The sequence below is a fragment of the Exiguobacterium acetylicum genome, assembly GCF_022170825.1.
Taxonomy (GTDB): domain Bacteria; phylum Bacillota; class Bacilli; order Exiguobacteriales; family Exiguobacteriaceae; genus Exiguobacterium_A; species Exiguobacterium_A acetylicum_B.
This window is the reverse complement of record NZ_CP081878.1, coordinates 309,919-325,955: the sequence shown is the minus strand read 5'-3', so window position 1 is coordinate 325,955 and position 16,037 is coordinate 309,919. Positions and strand designations below refer to the sequence as shown.

General features: G+C 48.0%; 16 protein-coding genes. 6 read left to right on the top strand and 10 right to left on the bottom strand.

The genetic code is table 11. The features are described from left to right. Window positions 1–29 precede the first annotated feature (29 nt). Genes K6T22_RS01790 through K6T22_RS01780 form a run of 3 tightly spaced genes read right to left on the bottom strand, consistent with a single transcriptional unit; the run spans window position 30 to window position 2,458 of the window. Complete coding sequence (locus K6T22_RS01790; protein WP_238238589.1) at window positions 30–371, bottom strand: GNAT family N-acetyltransferase; 342 nt, start codon at window positions 369–371, stop codon at window positions 30–32. Further along, window positions 372–1,418, bottom strand: coding sequence for a DNA alkylation repair protein (locus K6T22_RS01785; RefSeq protein ID WP_238238588.1), 1,047 nt, complete (start codon window positions 1,416–1,418; stop codon window positions 372–374). After that, window positions 1,415–2,458 (bottom strand): bifunctional transcriptional activator/DNA repair enzyme AdaA, encoded by a 1,044-nt coding sequence (locus tag K6T22_RS01780; RefSeq protein WP_238238587.1) that lies wholly within the window; start codon window positions 2,456–2,458, stop codon window positions 1,415–1,417. Before K6T22_RS01780 ends, K6T22_RS01785 begins: the two co-directional genes overlap by 4 nt. A 162-nt stretch (window positions 2,459–2,620) precedes the next feature. Here K6T22_RS01780 and K6T22_RS01775 point away from each other — a divergent pair, with 162 nt between their 5' ends. The 4 genes from K6T22_RS01775 to K6T22_RS01760 all read left to right on the top strand — a co-directional run bounded on the left by K6T22_RS01775 (window position 2,621) and on the right by K6T22_RS01760 (window position 7,138). Next, window positions 2,621–3,199, top strand: a complete 579-nt coding sequence (locus tag K6T22_RS01775; protein ID WP_238238586.1) for a class I SAM-dependent methyltransferase — start codon at window positions 2,621–2,623, stop codon at window positions 3,197–3,199. After that, window positions 3,174–3,863: a response regulator transcription factor gene (locus tag K6T22_RS01770; protein ID WP_238238585.1), complete on the top strand. Its 690-nt coding sequence runs from the start codon at window positions 3,174–3,176 to the stop codon at window positions 3,861–3,863. The genes K6T22_RS01775 and K6T22_RS01770 overlap by 26 nt, the downstream gene beginning before the upstream one ends. Continuing rightward, window positions 3,860–5,209: a sensor histidine kinase gene (locus tag K6T22_RS01765; protein WP_238238584.1), complete on the top strand. Its 1,350-nt coding sequence runs from the start codon at window positions 3,860–3,862 to the stop codon at window positions 5,207–5,209. Before K6T22_RS01770 ends, K6T22_RS01765 begins: the two co-directional genes overlap by 4 nt. Window positions 5,210–5,344: 135 nt before the next feature. Beyond that, window positions 5,345–7,138 (top strand): acyltransferase family protein, encoded by a 1,794-nt coding sequence (locus K6T22_RS01760; protein WP_238238583.1) that lies wholly within the window; start codon window positions 5,345–5,347, stop codon window positions 7,136–7,138. Window positions 7,139–7,183: 45 nt separating this feature from the next. Here the strand turns inward: K6T22_RS01760 and K6T22_RS01755 are convergent, their stop codons facing one another. From K6T22_RS01755 to K6T22_RS01745, 3 genes are all read right to left on the bottom strand, one after another. Next, window positions 7,184–8,173, bottom strand: a complete 990-nt coding sequence (locus tag K6T22_RS01755) for a CopD family protein (protein ID WP_238238582.1) — start codon at window positions 8,171–8,173, stop codon at window positions 7,184–7,186. Then, window positions 8,170–8,697 (bottom strand): copper resistance CopC family protein, encoded by a 528-nt coding sequence (locus K6T22_RS01750; protein WP_238238580.1) that lies wholly within the window; start codon window positions 8,695–8,697, stop codon window positions 8,170–8,172. Before K6T22_RS01750 ends, K6T22_RS01755 begins: the two co-directional genes overlap by 4 nt. 63 nt (window positions 8,698–8,760) lie before the next feature. Next, window positions 8,761–10,128, bottom strand: a complete 1,368-nt coding sequence (locus tag K6T22_RS01745) for a copper amine oxidase (protein WP_238238578.1) — start codon at window positions 10,126–10,128, stop codon at window positions 8,761–8,763. A 245-nt stretch (window positions 10,129–10,373) separates the two neighbouring features. Between K6T22_RS01745 and K6T22_RS01740 the strand changes: the two genes are divergently transcribed. Next, window positions 10,374–11,381: an MSCRAMM family adhesin SdrC gene (locus tag K6T22_RS01740; protein WP_238238577.1), complete on the top strand. Its 1,008-nt coding sequence runs from the start codon at window positions 10,374–10,376 to the stop codon at window positions 11,379–11,381. Between the two features lie 57 nt (window positions 11,382–11,438). On the opposite strand, the gene K6T22_RS01735 is transcribed toward K6T22_RS01740, so the two are convergent. The 3 genes from K6T22_RS01735 to K6T22_RS01725 form a co-directional block, all read right to left on the bottom strand. Then, window positions 11,439–11,930 carry a FixH family protein gene (locus K6T22_RS01735; protein ID WP_238238576.1) on the bottom strand — a complete coding sequence of 164 codons (492 nt, stop codon included), beginning with the start codon at window positions 11,928–11,930 and terminating at the stop codon, window positions 11,439–11,441. Beyond that, entirely contained in the window at window positions 11,923–13,290 is a 1,368-nt protein-coding gene (locus K6T22_RS01730) for a PepSY-associated TM helix domain-containing protein (protein WP_238238574.1), read from the bottom strand. Before K6T22_RS01730 ends, K6T22_RS01735 begins: the two co-directional genes overlap by 8 nt. Before the next feature lie 277 nt (window positions 13,291–13,567). Next, window positions 13,568–14,149: a DedA family protein gene (locus tag K6T22_RS01725; protein ID WP_238238573.1), complete on the bottom strand. Its 582-nt coding sequence runs from the start codon at window positions 14,147–14,149 to the stop codon at window positions 13,568–13,570. A 273-nt stretch (window positions 14,150–14,422) separates the two neighbouring features. Between K6T22_RS01725 and K6T22_RS01720 the strand changes: the two genes are divergently transcribed. After that, window positions 14,423–15,208, top strand: a complete 786-nt coding sequence (locus K6T22_RS01720) for an NUDIX domain-containing protein (RefSeq protein WP_238238572.1) — start codon at window positions 14,423–14,425, stop codon at window positions 15,206–15,208. A gap of 59 nt (window positions 15,209–15,267) precedes the next feature. Here the strand turns inward: K6T22_RS01720 and K6T22_RS01715 are convergent, their stop codons facing one another. Further along, entirely contained in the window at window positions 15,268–15,873 is a 606-nt protein-coding gene (locus K6T22_RS01715; protein ID WP_238238571.1) for a CPBP family intramembrane glutamic endopeptidase, read from the bottom strand. Between the last annotated feature and the right edge of the window lie 164 nt (window positions 15,874–16,037).

Here is a 16,037-nt window from a genome sequence, read left to right as displayed (position 1 = left end):
AACCCCGTCCTGCTATTTAGGACGGGGTTTTAATGATGCAGTTCGCGTTCATATCGATTAGCATGCAAATGAAATCCGTTCCGATGCCAGACCGTCTCACTGCCCGCTTCACCGTAGACACACGTCAGTAACAACGTCCGCGCGAGATACGAGAGAATCGAAGTCAGTGCTTCTGTGATATAACCATTCTGATCGTCTTCATCATTTGATGTATATCGCAGACTTCCGATTGAATCCTCCCATGTAAAAATAATCGTTCCAACAATCGTTTTCTCACGTAACGCATGCAGCGTCCACTTGCAACCCGTTGCAGTATCCGTCGCTTCAACAAACAGGCGCGACGTCGTAAAATCTGGATGTCGTCCTTGCATTCAGCTCTCCTCCTCGACCTCAAACGTTGCTGTCGCGTAAGCCTCTCCGTTAATCAAAATCGTCAATGTATGTGTACCAGGATAATGGACGCGCGTCGTCATGTTCCGAAACGATTGGCGTCGTTCGACTTGTAAGATACCTTTGACTTCCCGCTCCCGCAGTTGAAACACCTTCCGACTTGTTCCACGTTGTTTGACATAATCAATCGCGTACTCAAGACGCAGACGTTGTTCAACGGAACTGTTTACTTGAAACGAAAACTGTAACTCTTGACCAATCGTCACTGGCGAGACGCTCAAATCTTCCACTGTCACGTCCCCTTGCGTCACGTGCCCGAATAACTGCAGCACTTCTGGATTTCCACGCTTCAGTAACGTTCTCGAAGCATGACGTAAAATCCAATCCGTATTCGGATCTGTTCCTAAGTGACGTTCAATCCGCTCGATTAGGTATTCCGGATGCGTCTTTGAAATATCATTCAAGTGATTAGCGACACTTTTTCGGACGTAGAGTGACGGATCCTGTAGTAACGCATCAAGAATCGGTAACGCCGGTCGCGGATCAGCAATCAGACGCGGAATCGCTTGTCCCCATGGCAGACGCGGTCGTGTCCCTTCGGATGCTAAGCGCCGGACATGTTCATCGTCTGATGTTGTCCACATGAGTGCTTGCTCGAGATAACGCTCTTGATCAGCGAGTAGAAAACGCCGGACAGCGAACTCCGACGTCGAATACGGCGTCAACTTGACGAGTGTTTCTAACGCGAGCGTCCAGTCAGTAAGTGTTGCGGTCCGTTCGACATACTCTGGAAAAACAATACCCGGTAGCCCGGTAAACTGCGGTGCAAGCCGCTCTAGCTCCCCGATCGAGTCCGGAAACGGTGGCAGGACGGATTCCAGCGTCTCCGCAATACGACGGACGCGTTGTTTAAACGCAAGATCGTCCCAGTCCTCCCGTTCAACTCGCTTACGAAAATCTGGTACATCGACCGCTTCTCCTAAGCGATCGAGCCAACTCGGTGAAAAAACATCTTTAATCAAACTCATCCTACATCCAGTCCTCTCTTTGTACGCTCCAGTTTGAGCAATGTTTCCTTGCGTGCAAGTCCACCTGCGTATCCACCTAAATCCCCATTCGTTCGAATGACCCGATGACATGGAATGATGATCGCTAGTTGGTTTGCTCCGTTTGCCCGTGCGACAGCACGGACGGCTGTTGGTTGACCGATCCGGATCGCCAGTTCTTGATACGAGATTGTCTCGCCACTTGGAATCCGATCGAGTTCCTCCCAGACGCGGCGTTGAAAGGGCGTTCCGTACCGCATCAGTGGCGTCTGAAACGCCACTGATTCGCCTTTGAAGTAACGACGGAGCTCCGCTTCAATCTGTCCAAAGATGGGTGACTCCCCCGGAACGATGACGGCACGTGCTTTTTGACGCAATTGTTCGATTTCTCGTTCGAGTCCGCGTCGATCGACGAATTCAAGGAGATGCAACTGCTGTTCATCGGCAATCGCAAGCATCGAACCGAGCGGCGTATCGAGCCATTTCGCACGCAAGACCTGTCCATTAAAACGAGACGGTGCCTCCCCGAGTATCCGTGTTGAAGCTTCGCGAAAGCCGCTACTAGATTCATAACCACCAGTTAACTGTCCTTCAATGACCGGTTTCCCCGTCCGAATCTCCTTCATCGCAAGACCCATCCGTCTTGCCCGGGCGTAGGCGACAAATGTCATTCCGAACCGCTTCTTGAACTGACGACGTGCCGTTGATTCATCTAAACCAAGTGCTCGGAAATCCGCTTCCTTAAAGCGTTTGTCTGGTTCCGCCTCAACCGCTTCAATCAAGCGTTGAATCGTACCATGATCGCCTGGATAAGCAAGCGGATGACACCGCCTGCACGGTCGATAAGAAGCAAGCAGTGCCTCTTGCGCCGTCTCGAAAAACTCGCAGTTCTCCGCTTTCGGTTTTCGCGCTGGACACGTCGGACGGCAAAAGATCCCCGTCGTCTTGACCCCAACGAAAAACGTCCCTTCGTACGTCGCGTCACGTCGAACGAGTGCTTCATAATACGTATGATGTTCCATTGCCTTCCCCTCCTTTGTCTCTAGTATACCGACTTGTTCAATCGTCATGTCGCCGAAAATCAGGCATTGATATGTTTAAGATTCAGTTAAGAATTCTCCACCTGTTTTCGAAAGGGACGACGTGCATACTACATGATATACTCAACGGAAAGTAGGGTTTTCATGTTAGATTTCTTAAAAGAAGCACTTCACGCACCACTACGCGTAGGAGCCGTCGCACCGAGTAGTCCACGTCTTGCCGAGATGATGGCACGGCGCGCCGTCGCCGATCGTCCACGTCAGATTCTTGAAGTCGGAGCCGGTGACGGTGCGATTACAAAAGCCTTACTGGCAGCTCGTTCACCGGAGACGCATCTCTTAATTTGCGAACGGAGCGAAACGTTCCGTCCGGCACTCGAGCAGTTGCTTGCTCATGAAACGAATGTCACCCTCTTCATTGGTGATGTTCAAGGATTATCCAACTCGTGGAGCGGACAGATCGACGTCATCGTCAGTGGTCTCCCGTTTGCGTCGTTTCCGGCAACATTACGGCATGACTTATTAGCACAGTTCCAAACGTTACTACGACCAGGCGGTCACTTCATCGCCTTTCAATACACCCGGTTCCAGTTCAAGATGTTCCGGGATTATTTCCAAGAACACAGTTATTCGCACACACTTTACAATCTGCCTCCTGCTTACGTTTATGAAGGAGTGCAACAGGAGGAAATGAATCATGCCTACCCTTTTGATCGTCGATGACGAGGCGGATATCCGTCAATTGCTTCGACTCTATTTAACAAATGAAGGCTACGAGATCATCGAAGCTGAAAATGGTGAAGAAGCATTAACGATTCTTGCAACGCGTCCGGTTGACGCAATGTTACTCGACGTCATGATGCCGGTTCGTGACGGCTTTTCGACCGTTCAGGCGGCGCGTGCTGCTGGGCATACGTTACCTGTCTTGATGCTAACAGCAAAACGTGAAGATATGGATAAAATTCAAGGGCTGACTTTCGGAGCAGACGATTATATCGGCAAACCGTTTAATCCTCTTGAAGTCGTCGCGCGCGTCAAGGCGTTACTCCGCCGTGTCAGTCAATATCACGTCCCAGCTACAGCTTCAGCCGTTCAGGTCGGTCCATTCACACTTAAAGAAGACGAACGCGTCATCTTTAAATACGATATACCGCTTGCCCTGACCCGCCGTGAATTCGATTGCCTGGCGCTCTTCTTAAATCACCCGCGTCGCGTCTTTTCGGCTGATGATCTGTATGAACGGGTCTGGCAGGAAGAAGCACTCGGTTCCGCGTCGAACGCCGTCATGGTATTGATTCATAAACTGCGTGACAAGATTGAGGATGTCCCGAAAGAGCCGCGCTACCTCCAGACGGTCTGGGGCGTCGGTTATAAGGTCGAGCCATGAGACGAATCAAACTGACGGTCTGGATGCTCGTCTTACTACTGCTTGCCGCATTTTTGAGTACAGCACTCTCCTGGTTCCTGGCAAGTCAATTACCGCTTGGTGGGAAAACCGTTCCCCGTTATTACTACACGACGGAAGAAGACACGGTGAGCGCTGTTAAAGAAGACATCACACGCTATCAAAACGGACAAACCCCGACCGGTCCTTATGAGTGGGCGGTATACGATGCGAACGGTCGTCGCATCAACGCTTCCGACAAGTATCCGAAAGACTTAACACCGAGCCGACTGCTCGCTGAGCAAACGCCAACTGAGCGGGAGCCATCAGACACAGGAAAAGTCCGGACATTGCACCATATTGAAGCAATCAACCTTGGAACTAGTGAGCCTGGCTATTTTTTAACTGTTCAGACCGACAAACCGACACTCAATGAATATCAAGTCGGGAATTCGAACGCCTTCTTTATCTTACAAGTCGTCTTGTTCATCCTCTTTTTACTGCTCCTGACACGCTGGATTGCCGGATTGTTCCGGGAACTCGAACGACGGCTTGAACGCTTGACGGTCGAACCGCCGCCGACAGATCCATTGCCGCCGGTCAAAGGACCAAAAGAGTTCAAATTGTTCGCCCAGTCAATCGAACGGATTGAACAGGAACTAAGAACGTTACGCGTTCGCGATCAGGAACGGTTCGTTGAGCAGTTACGTCTGATTACAAGTCTATCGCATGATTTAAGGACTCCGTTGACCTCGATTCAAGGTTTCATCCAGTGGCTGACGGAAAAACACGAGACGTTATCCGCTACGGAACGCACGGAGCTACTTGCAATCGTCACCCGTCAATCGGAGACGCTCGCCTCACGAATCGATGAACTGTTCACACTCGCTAAGTTATCGAATACCGATTATCCAGTCGAACGAATTTCGCTTGATCTCATGACCTTAACGGAACAAGTAGTGGAACTGTTTCCTGGCACTTCTGTTTCTGTCGATGGTCCTGCACACGCGACTCTCTTCGCTGATCCGATGCTCTTACGTCGATTACTTGAGAACTTGATGCGAAATGCAACGCTCCACGGGACGGGTGATCTTCGAATTACAATCGAAGAGGAACCAGAAATGCTTCAATTAACTTGTTCAAATGCGATCGTCAAGACCTATACACCAGAAGAATTAAACGAGTGGTTGACACCGTTCGGAACGTCTGACGCGTCACGCTCTTCCGGCGGTTCCGGTATCGGTCTGTCGATTATTCAACAAATCATGGCGCGTCATCACGGAAGTGTCCAGTTGACTTCAGCAGACAACTGCTTTTCCGTCATCTGTCGTTTTCCACGTCATTCGTAAGTCAGCACCCGATGCTCTCGTCGGGTGCTTTTTTGGCTAGGTTGTTACTTCTTAGACACTTCTTTGAAATTGGAATTCGATACACTAAAGACTGTTAGAAATTAGTTGTCGTTTTAAAGGAGTTGTTCGTGTCTTATGAAATCCTCGTCTCGTTCGATTACATATATGCCAGGGCTTGATGGCTTACGCGCCTTCGCTGTCCTGTCTGTCATTCTCTACCACCTATCCGTCTCTTTCTTCTCTGGTGGTTTCCTCGGTGTTGATCTCTTTTTCGTCCTATCCGGTTACCTGATTACTGGTCTCTTGTTACGCGAGTGGCAAACGACCGGTCGCCTTGATTTGAAACGGTTTTGGATCCATCGTTTCCGTCGCCTGTTCCCAGCCCTATTCGTCATGCTGTTGCTCGTTCTCGGGTACGTGACCGTCTTTGAACGCGAGCTGTTACATACGGTCCGCCAAGACAGTGCCTTTGCCCTCATTTACGGAACGAACTGGTGGTATATCTTCCATGACGTCTCGTATTTCGAGTCGTTCGGTAAACCGTCACCGATTCAAAACCTGTGGTCACTCGCAATCGAAGAGCAGTTTTATCTGCTTTTCCCGATTCTACTTTGGTTCGGCATGAAAAATCGGCGTCTGTTCCTTCAATTGATCGGCGTCGCGATTGGCGCATCCGTTCTCGCGATGGCGATCCAGTTCACACCCGGTGAAGATCCAAGTCGTGTCTACTACGGCACGGATACCCGGTTATTCGCCTTGTTAATCGGGAGTCTGCTTGCGTTCGCATGGCAACCGACGCGCTTTAAGCTCGATATTCCAAAACGCGGTGTCCGGTTGTTGAATCAAACAGGTGCTGTTACGTTGCCCCTATTACTTTTACTGATGGTCGTCACGAGTGAGTTCGGAAGCTTTTTATATCGCGGTGGCTTTTTCCTTGTCGCCGTCCTTGCTGCACTATTGATTGCTGTGATTGCCCATCCGGCGTCGGTTTGGAGTCGTTGGTTTGCGCATCCATCACTTGTTGCGATCGGCAAGCGGTCCTACGGTTTATACTTATGGCATTTTCCCGTCATCACGCTGATGACACCAGTCGAGCAGATCGGAACGTTCTCATTGCTTCGGACTGTATTGATCGTCGTTGTACTTGTTGCGTTAACAGAAGCATCGTACCGCTTCATCGAACGTCCGATCCGCCAGCATGGACTATCTGGTTACTTGAAGCGTTTATCGCTACATCCGCGTCAGTTACGTCAGTTTTCAACGATACAATGGACGAGTGTTGCCGTATTGACGCTCCTCGTCGTCAGCTTCATTGGTAACTTATCGATTCTCGCTGTTTCCGATACACCGAAGCCAGAACCTGCCTTCCACAAGGTAGCGGCGCCAAAAGAAAAACCGAAACCGGTCCTCAAACCGACGACACCAAAAGCAAAACCTGATCAACGAAAAATCTGTCGACCAACGCTTGCAATCGGTGACTCCGTCCTGCTCGGTGTCGAGGATTATCTCGGCAGTACACTCAAACAACTGACGATCGATGCAAAACTCGGACGGCAACTACGAGAAGCGATTCCGCTCAGTAAGCAGTATGCGGCGTACAATCAGCATGGACGCCAAGTCATCCTTCATCTCGGAACGAATGGTAGCTTCCGGGAGGATCAGTTGAACACGTTACTTGATCAATTCGCAAATGCCGATCAAATCTATCTCGTGACAGCACGGGTGCCACGCCCGTGGGAAGCAGAAGTCAATCAGATGTTACGTGAGGCATCGAAACGAAAACGTGTTTCGCTCATCGACTGGCATGCCCTTGCCGTCAAACATCCGTCTTACTTCGAAAAAGATGGTGTGCATTTGAATATCAAGGGAGCACGTGCCTATTCGAAGATTCTCGCAAAAGCAACGAATTGCGCTGTTTCAAGTAAATAACACAAGAAAGAAGGTAGCGGATGCATCCGCTACCTTCTTTGTATTTCATCCCGTTGCCAGCAGTCCGAGATAAATCAGACTGACACTGAACAAGCTAAGCAAGACGCCAATCGCATGGCGACGGTACCCAAGTACGAGTAGCGGCAAAGTGACGATGCCGATCATCAAAATCCATCCGTCTCCTGCTGGAGCACTGACCGGCAGTTGCGCTAACGTCGGTTGCTCCAGTCGACTAAGTGATGCACTCGCTATGAACAGCAATACTAAAATGATACTCTCCATCCGAAGTAACGGGCGTGGATCGTACGCCGAGTCGAAACGCAATCGCCGCCGAACGAGCGTGCCATTACAAAAGGCGTAGAACAAAAGCGGTAACAATAAAATGTGCTTCAGTAACAACGCTTGTCCATATGGTACGCCCCATAGATTCGTATAGCGTTCTAGCGGAATCGCCAGTTGCATCAGTAACACACCTGAAAGGATGACACCAGTAAAGGCAATCCGGGCGAACGGACTGAACCAACTTAAAAAAGCAGACCAATGCTCGGTCGAGCGAGCACCGATCGCTAACCAAAAGACGACACCAATCCAAGCTGTCACACATAGAAAATGACTAAATTGAAGCGTCCACCCGAGCGCACCGTATTTGGCCGCAGCATGACTCGTTCCTGCGATGCCAACCCATAGTGGTATCGTCACGACCGCTAATATGACGGACAACTGTTTTCGCCAAGCAAGTACGAGTAGTAAAAGTAAAGCAGAAAAGTAAACGACAAGAAACATCCGACCAATATGCAAATCTAGTAGTCCTGTCCGTAGAGCCTCTGTCATCGTTTGCGTCGAATGTAGAAAACGAACGGCACCGATGACTGGGATACTCGTTCCAAGAACAAGCATCCCGAGTCCCACTACCGCCCACCGTGTTCCGTCTATGATCATTGGCTTACGTTCTGTCGAAATAAAGCGTAGGACGAGATATCCCATCCAAATCGCGCCACCTAGATAGACGAGCAGTTCCCCAATAAACGCACTCATGCTGAACGACGACGTAACAGAACAAGTACAATGATGCTAACGAGTAACCCCCCGACAATCCAAGGAAGCAGTGTTGGAACGAGTCCTTTTGAAACAGGCTCGGCTTCCGGCACGACCGATGCTTTCGTTTCCATCGGCTCTGCCTTTTCGACTGTCTTCGTTTCAGTTTTTTCCCCACCCAGTACTGTAAAACGAATCGTCCCTTTGACCGGATGACCATCATCAGAAATCGACGCCCACTCGATCGTATATTTTCCTTCAGCTAAAGGATTCGAGACGACGGCACTGAGTTCATTTCCGATAATAAGTGGTTTTGCAAGCGACTGTTCGACACCCTTCGCGTCTACTAATCGCAAAGTACTCGTTTTCTCAACGGCTTCACTGAACGTCAAGCGAATCCGCTCAACTGGCTCAGATAATGTGACCCCTTCTGCCGGATTCGAACTTTTTAAGCTCGTGTGTGCTTCGACCGAGACAGGCAACAGACAAATCAGAAATAGAAGTGCAAGTCGGATGATGCGCATGTCGTTTACCTCCTTTCTGCTTGATGTGTACAAGAAAACCCGCTGTTTCCAGCGGGTCGTCCTTTATTGTTGCGGGCGACGACGGAGTGCGAAGAATCCAAGGATCGATGCTGCTGCGATACCAAGCAGTGACCAAACGATACCTGTTGTCGATGATGCTTCTTGCATACCACCGAGACCTGTGTTCGGCATTCCAGGCGCACCTTTGAATTTATCCGGGAACTGATCGACGATGGCTGTCGCTGTTCCTTCCCCTACGCCGTACATATGCGCGTACGCTTCGCGAATCGCTGGGTACGTTTTGTCGTAATCTTTTTCATTGTAGCTGTTGAAGGCAAGTAAGAGTTGGTCGATGTGGACCTTCAGTCCTTCTTCCAAATCTTTTGCTTTTAAGCGACCTTCTGTTGCTGCATCGAGGAATGCTGCCTGTTCGACACGGTACTCATCAAGTTCCTTCACAGCCATGTCGCGTGCTTGATCATCTTTCGCACCTGTTGCTTTGACATAGTCGACGAAGTAGCCAATGTGGCTCGACCAAATCTTTTTAAATTGTTGCGCTGCTTCACTACCGTAAACAGAACCGATTGAAGCAGTCAGGTCATCCGTATTTTGATTCAAGGCACCGGCTGCCGCGTCAAAGTCTTTTGCACCGTCAATCCCTTTTTGCATCGCAAGTACCGCAAGTGCTGCGTGTTCGGAGAAGTTTCGGTTCAGTCCGGCACGAAGGTCTGCTGCTGGGGTATCGACTTTCGTATTTTTAAATTTATCTGGGTACTGATCAACGATTGCACCAGACAATCCTTCACCGACCATATACATATGCTCGATCGCTTTACGCAGGTTGCTATAGGCAGCATCATAATCGCCTGCTACATAGCTATCAAACGATGTTAACAGTTGTGTGATATGGACTTTAAGTCCGGCTTCGAGATCTGCAGCCTTTAGACGTCCTTCCGTTGCTTTATCAAGGAAAGCAGCCTGTTCGACGCGGTACTCATCGAGCTCTTTTAATGCTTTTTGCTTAGCGTCTTCGTCCTTGGCACCAGTCGCTTTGACGTAATCGACGAAGTAACCGATATGGCTAGCCCAGATTTCTTTAAAGGCAGCGCCTGCTTCTTCCCCGTAGACGGAACCAACAGCTGCCGCTAAATCATCCGTATTTTGATTCAACGCACCGGCTGCTTGCTCAAAATCTTCTTTTCCATCAATTCCTTTTTGCATCGCGACGACTGCGAGATACGCGTGTTCAGATAAAATTTGATCGAGTGTCGCTCGTAGATCCGATGCTGGAGATGAGACATCCAATGAGACTTTTCCTGAACTGTGAGACATCTTACTATGGTCCTCATGACCATGTGCACTGACACCTGCTGCTGGAATCAACAATGCGGCACTAAGCGGAACAGCGAGATACGACTTTTTCATCTTCATCTTATGAACACCCCTTTGATTTTTTGGACTTCACATAGATAACGTAAGGAGTTCACGAATGGTTTTATCTTTTTACATTTTTTATTTAAAATATTTTTTCTGGAGAAATAAACTTATGAAGCACTTTAATTATTTTTTAGTTTTTATTTACTCGTTTCGCGAAACAGCCGACTTATTTTCTAATCATTTCATTAGAATCTTCTTATAACCTCATCTTTTATCTTTTATAGAACAGGAGTGAACTCATGAAACGGATTGTCATTGGTGCAGTACTTGCTTCGCTCGTCGTCTCGCAAGCAGTCGGACCTGTTGAAGCAAAAAGTAAAGCGAAGAAGAAACCTGTCGTGCAAGCAGATAAAGACAAAAACGGTATCCCGGATGCGTGGCAAAAACAATATCATTTAGGATATGGAAAACAAGTCACTACAAAAGATCACGATCGTGATGGTTTGACGAATGCTCAAGAGTATCAACTTCGTCTCAATCCAACAAAATCGGATTCCGACCGCGACGGAATTAAGGATGGGAAAGAGGATTCGGACCGCGACTTACTTACGAATCAACAAGAATACACAGCGCATCTGAACCCGTTGAAAAAGGATTCCGATCAAGATGGTATTGCTGACGATAAAGAAGACCAAGATCAGGATCGATTGACGACACGAGAAGAGTTCATCGTGGGTACGCAACCATTGAAAAAGGATTCCGATCGTGATGGCATCAAAGATAGTGAAGAGGACCGCGATCAAGATACACTTTTGAATGAAGATGAATTTGAACTCGGTTCCGATCCGACAAAAGCAGATAGCGATCATGATGGAACACGAGATGATCAGGAAGACACGGATCAAGATGGTGTTCAAAATAATCAAGAACTCAAACGGATCACAATCAAAGTAACAGATACGAATAAGAAAAAGTTCGAGTGGCGCTATAGTACTGAACATCAGCGAAAAGAACTACGCTTTAAGGATGAGATTGGTATCACTAACGTTACGACATTAAAAGACCGTCTGCTCATCACACCATCGATGACAGAAGAAGAAGTATTAGCATTAGTCGCTCAGGCACTTCAATTACCAAACATTAAAACACTACAAGTCCAAGTCAAGTTCTACAATGGACAGGAGCTTGAATCGGAAGATGAACACCCGGATGACGACGGTTCATCGGATGATTCCGGCGATGATGAAGGAGATGACGATTCCAACGATCATGGAGATGATCATGGCGATCACGGTGATGATGATTGATAATGTATGCTAAAAAGAGAGGACGGAAAATTCCGCCCTCTCTTTTTGATGCCTCTATCAGTGATGGTGACCGCTACTCCCACCAGCTGGTTTTGCTCCACCTTGTAAGATTTTTAAATCTTCTTTCGATAACTCACCGACGATGAACTGCCGTGTTGGCATGATCATCGCGCCTTCACTGCTTGCATGGGCTTTGACATAATACAGCCCGGACTTCGGCAGTACTTTTGCAATCGTATAAACACCTGGCTGCATCTCTTCTGCCGGTTCCATGCTATAACGGACTGTTCCATCTGCTTTCCAAATCTCAAAGTGAACGTAATCGACTTTTTGAGCCGGTTTCGCTTCACGCCAGACCGTTGCTTCAAACGTCTGCTTTTTCTTGGCGTCCGGTTGTACGTCTGTCGGGACATTCATTTTGATTGATAATGGCTTAGATACGACATACTGTTCTGCAGCATCGGAATCGACCGCACAACCGGCAAGGCTCGTCGTCGTGACGAGCAGTCCGACGAGCACGAGTGTTTGCATCGATTTAGATTTACGCATTGAAGAACCTCCTTACACTTGGAATACGACGAATAACGAGGAAATCAAGTAGCCAAACGACGAGCAACGACAGTCCGACGAGCGGGAATACGATACCAAGCACGACGAGTATGGCGAGGAATCCTTTCAGCATGAATGTTTTTGGACCTTTCGGTGCCCCCATTCCCTTACTTGGTTTTCGCTTCAGCCAGAGATAGAAACCACTGACTGCCACGAGAATAATTCCAAGACAAATCAACAGACTGATCAATTGGTTGAACCAGCCGAATTCCGTTCCTTTATGAAGCGTAATTCCAGTCGCGACGATCTTCCCGACGACACCATAGTTGTCATAGCGGTAATCGGCGAGCACGGCACCGGAATATTGATCAAGATGGATCGTCGCTTCATCCTGTGCTTTCGCCGGATACGCAGACAGTGTATAGACCCCGCTTGGATCACTTGGGATGCTAATCTTAAAGCTTGGGTCCATCCCTTGTTGTTTTCCAATCGCAACGATGTCATCGATCGAGGCTGGAACAGCACCTTCAACTTTCGATTGCGGGACATCAAGTGTTTCGGCAGCCCACGGGACTTCCGCGATATCCTTCGTTTGAAGTGTTGACGTCGGTGCCTCCCCACCCCAGATGGACGGTGGATAACCAAGCCCTTGGTTCGTGACAAGGGACTGGAAGTTCGTTCCCCAGAAACCGGACCACGGTAAGCCAGTCAAGATCAGGAACAGCATCCCTGCTGTGATCCAGAATGCTGGAACAGCGTGGAGATCACGATGGAATAACTTCTTGCCTTGACGAAGACGTGGGAACAAGACACCTGACAGTCCCTTTTGCTTACGTGGGAACCATAAGAACAATCCCGTTACGATCAAGACGATCGCCCAGCAGGCAACGAGTTCAACGATCCGGTCGCCAGTCGTTCCCGCCATCAGTTCCCCGTGGATCTCTTCGATTTTATTCATGATTCGGTCATCGTCTGATAATGTTCCGATGATCTTACCTGAATACGGATTGACGAAGACCGTCGCCGACATGTCTGGTGACGAGACCTTCACTTCACTGGATCGATCGTCGGATTCACCCGGTCGGTACGACGTGACAAGTGCATCGGGATACTTCACTTTGACGCGATCAATCTGTTCCGTCGCAGTGATGCGATCTGCTTGTGGTGTAACTTCATAATACGATTGATACAGGACGTTTTCGATTTGTGGCTTAAAAAGATAAATGGATCCTGTCACAGCAAGCATGACTAGGAACGGTGCAAAAATGATTCCAGCATAAAAATGCCACCGCCAAATCGTCCGGTAAGCAGAAGAAGTCGGTGCTTTTTTGACCTTCTCTTCCGTCTGCATGAGATTCATATGTATCCTCCTTTAGCAATAAATATGTCCACTCTGTGAACACCTCCTAGTATAAGCGTTTACAATCCAATTTCAGCCACTTTCTTGTGACGATAAATTGCCAATACAGTGTGTAAATCGCGTAAGTTTTAAGAAGTGAAAAACGTCTTTTTTTGACAATGATTTCACTTATTTTGCAGGTTACTTCTTATTTCAAAAAACTATCCTTATTCATAAAACCAAACTTCATCTAAAAAAGCGAATCCGACGTTGGATTCGCTCACGTATTCCCTATAGTTTAAATCGAAGAACTCTCTTCCACCGTATCCTTTTGACGACGATGATGCACGATACCGATTACTGCAATCCCAATCACGATGATTAAGACAGAGCCGACAATTCCGGGATTCACTTGTAACCAGTTCCACAGTTCCGACCACGTGACAGCTTCTCCGATCCGGACGATCAAAAACGTCCAAAGTCCTGTATAAACACCTGCTGCTAGAAACGTCATCAAGAGATAACGTGGTAACGGATATCCGAGGAGTCCTGCGACGTAATGAATCGGATGACGAACGCCAGGTAAGAAGAACGATAATCCAATTGCCCATAATCCACGCCGTTCAATAATTGTTTCTGCTCGTTCCAAGAAACGTGACTTCATCCAGCGTTTAACAAGCGGAATCTCACGGAAGAACCGTGCAAGTAAATAAAACCATGTAAAAGCAATGAAGAAGACCGGCCAAGCGGTCAACCAGATGACGATCGGGTACATCCCCTCTCGTAAACGTAATGCTGCAAAACTCATCATCAAGACATCGTCCGACAATGGGGTGAACATGATTCCGCCAGCCAGGCGGACGAGTGCCATGATATCCATCACGTATCCCTTCTTTCTGTTTCTCTCTATATGTAGTATCCCCGATTTTTCTAAAGTTGAGCCCTGTCCATTTCTTAACTTCTTCTTTAGTTACACTTTTCCGAACAAAAGAGATCGTCATCGATTCTTTAAAGTCACTTACACCGTATGAAATTTCTACACTATCGTTCAACAAAAAACCCTTTTTCATACATTGAGAAAAAGGGTTTCATCCGTTCGTTCGAGAAGGGGTACAACGTACATTTGAACGCTCATCTGATAGGAGGAATTTCCATGTTACATCGCCGGAAGACCTATACGATTCGTCCCGAACGCCTAGAAGAATTTACTGAGTTTTTCCATACCTATTTGTACCCGCTTCAAGTTAGCCATGGTGCCCGTCTTGTTGGTCGCTGGGTGACCGAGGCAGAAGATGAAGTCATCGCCATTTGGGAATATCGTGACCGGGAACATTACGAACAAGTCGATCGTGATGTCCGCAATAGTGCCTTACGTCGTGAAGCGATGAAGAAGCGCGCACGCCTTGGCAAAAATTTATATATCAAATCGTATGAAGACTTCATGACGTCGACTGGTACGTATGCCCCGCCTCGCGCTATCGTTAGTGTGACCGCATATATTACGAACGATGCGGGTGAAGTTCTACTCGTCCGTAACCTCCATCGTGGTGATACGTACGAGATGCCGGGCGGACAAGTCGAAAATCACGAGTCGATTCTTGACGCCATCAAACGAGAAGTCAAAGAAGAGACCGGTGTCGATGTCACGATCGATGGGATTACCGGCATTTATCAAAATGTCTCAAGTCACGTCCTTTGCGTCTGTTTCCGCGGGAAAGCCACGGGCGGTGAACTCGCGACACAAGAAGGTGAAACGACGGATGTCGGCTTCTTCCCGCTGACGCGTGACTCGCTGAGTGAATACATCAAACGGGAGCACTTCCAGTTACGGACGCTTGATGCGATGGATCCACACTACTTCCCACACGCCTTATATAAAGTCAGACCATATGAATTGATCAGCCGGTATGACGGTAATACAACGTCGTCATCACGCTAATATTCTATACATGAAAACATCCAGCAGCAGACCCAACGTCCACTGCTGGATGTTTTTCTTTAAAAAATGGATAATACAACAAAATCAACGATCATGTGAGAAATCCATGACCCAAAAATACTGCGACCTGTTTTGATATAAACATAGTTGAAGATCAGCCGTGCTACACCTTGAAGTAATAATACGTGCAGGAGAGTCGATACGAGTGAGCCGTCCCAGTATGACGGAATATGAATGAGACCGAACACAACAGCACTCAACAGGGTACTCGTCCACATCGATAACCCTTTACTTCTTGCCCCTTCCAATATTCCAATCCCAAGCAACTCTTCCCCCATCAACATGAATGGAAGCATGAAGGCAATCTGCCCCAAGTGACCAGAAGCTGGATTAGCTGCCCACTCCAGTCCAGTCGAGCTAGCAATCAATCCGATGAGTATGCTTAAGACGACGTAGAGCAGCGCACCGACCGGAATCATCCATAACTTCTTTGGAAACGTAACCGCTTGTAGACTATCTTTTTTGAAAGTAACTGCCCATGCAACAAGCCCGCACAAGAATAATGCCCACCACGCCCAGTCAAACTGCACCAATGCAACAAAACCAACTAACAGTAGTAGTGACCCGACTAGTAACCCACCATTCGTTGTCCGCATCGTCTTCATTCCTGTTCCTCCTTCATTCATGACTCGGGACTTACCATGCGCTTTTTTGATACTTGAATTATAAGACGTAAATACGGGTATGATTCCAATAGTCTCCTATTTAATACCTCTCTATAAGATACTTGTTGATTTATTAGACCTATCCTTTAGCGTAATGTCTTTTA

Excerpts from the sequence above, each read along its gene's own strand:
- K6T22_RS01740 (WP_238238577.1), top strand. The coding sequence starts at position 10,374 with ATGAAACGGATTGTCATTGGTGCAGTACTTGCTTCGCTCGTCGTCTCG.
- K6T22_RS01730 (WP_238238574.1), bottom strand. The coding sequence starts at position 13,290 with ATGAATCTCATGCAGACGGAAGAGAAGGTCAAAAAAGCACCGACTTCT.
- K6T22_RS01720 (WP_238238572.1), top strand. The coding sequence starts at position 14,423 with ATGTTACATCGCCGGAAGACCTATACGATTCGTCCCGAACGCCTAGAA.
- K6T22_RS01790 (WP_238238589.1), bottom strand. The coding sequence starts at position 371 with ATGCAAGGACGACATCCAGATTTTACGACGTCGCGCCTGTTTGTTGAA.
- K6T22_RS01715 (WP_238238571.1), bottom strand. The coding sequence starts at position 15,873 with ATGAAGACGATGCGGACAACGAATGGTGGGTTACTAGTCGGGTCACTA.
- K6T22_RS01775 (WP_238238586.1), top strand. The coding sequence starts at position 2,621 with ATGTTAGATTTCTTAAAAGAAGCACTTCACGCACCACTACGCGTAGGA.
- K6T22_RS01745 (WP_238238578.1), bottom strand. The coding sequence starts at position 10,128 with ATGAAGATGAAAAAGTCGTATCTCGCTGTTCCGCTTAGTGCCGCATTG.
- K6T22_RS01760 (WP_238238583.1), top strand. The coding sequence starts at position 5,345 with ATGAAATCCTCGTCTCGTTCGATTACATATATGCCAGGGCTTGATGGC.
- K6T22_RS01725 (WP_238238573.1), bottom strand. The coding sequence starts at position 14,149 with ATGGATATCATGGCACTCGTCCGCCTGGCTGGCGGAATCATGTTCACC.
- K6T22_RS01735 (WP_238238576.1), bottom strand. The coding sequence starts at position 11,930 with ATGCGTAAATCTAAATCGATGCAAACACTCGTGCTCGTCGGACTGCTC.
- K6T22_RS01765 (WP_238238584.1), top strand. The coding sequence starts at position 3,860 with ATGAGACGAATCAAACTGACGGTCTGGATGCTCGTCTTACTACTGCTT.
- K6T22_RS01750 (WP_238238580.1), bottom strand. The coding sequence starts at position 8,697 with ATGCGCATCATCCGACTTGCACTTCTATTTCTGATTTGTCTGTTGCCT.
- K6T22_RS01785 (WP_238238588.1), bottom strand. The coding sequence starts at position 1,418 with ATGAGTTTGATTAAAGATGTTTTTTCACCGAGTTGGCTCGATCGCTTA.
- K6T22_RS01780 (WP_238238587.1), bottom strand. The coding sequence starts at position 2,458 with ATGGAACATCATACGTATTATGAAGCACTCGTTCGACGTGACGCGACG.
- K6T22_RS01770 (WP_238238585.1), top strand. The coding sequence starts at position 3,174 with ATGCCTACCCTTTTGATCGTCGATGACGAGGCGGATATCCGTCAATTG.
- K6T22_RS01755 (WP_238238582.1), bottom strand. The coding sequence starts at position 8,173 with ATGAGTGCGTTTATTGGGGAACTGCTCGTCTATCTAGGTGGCGCGATT.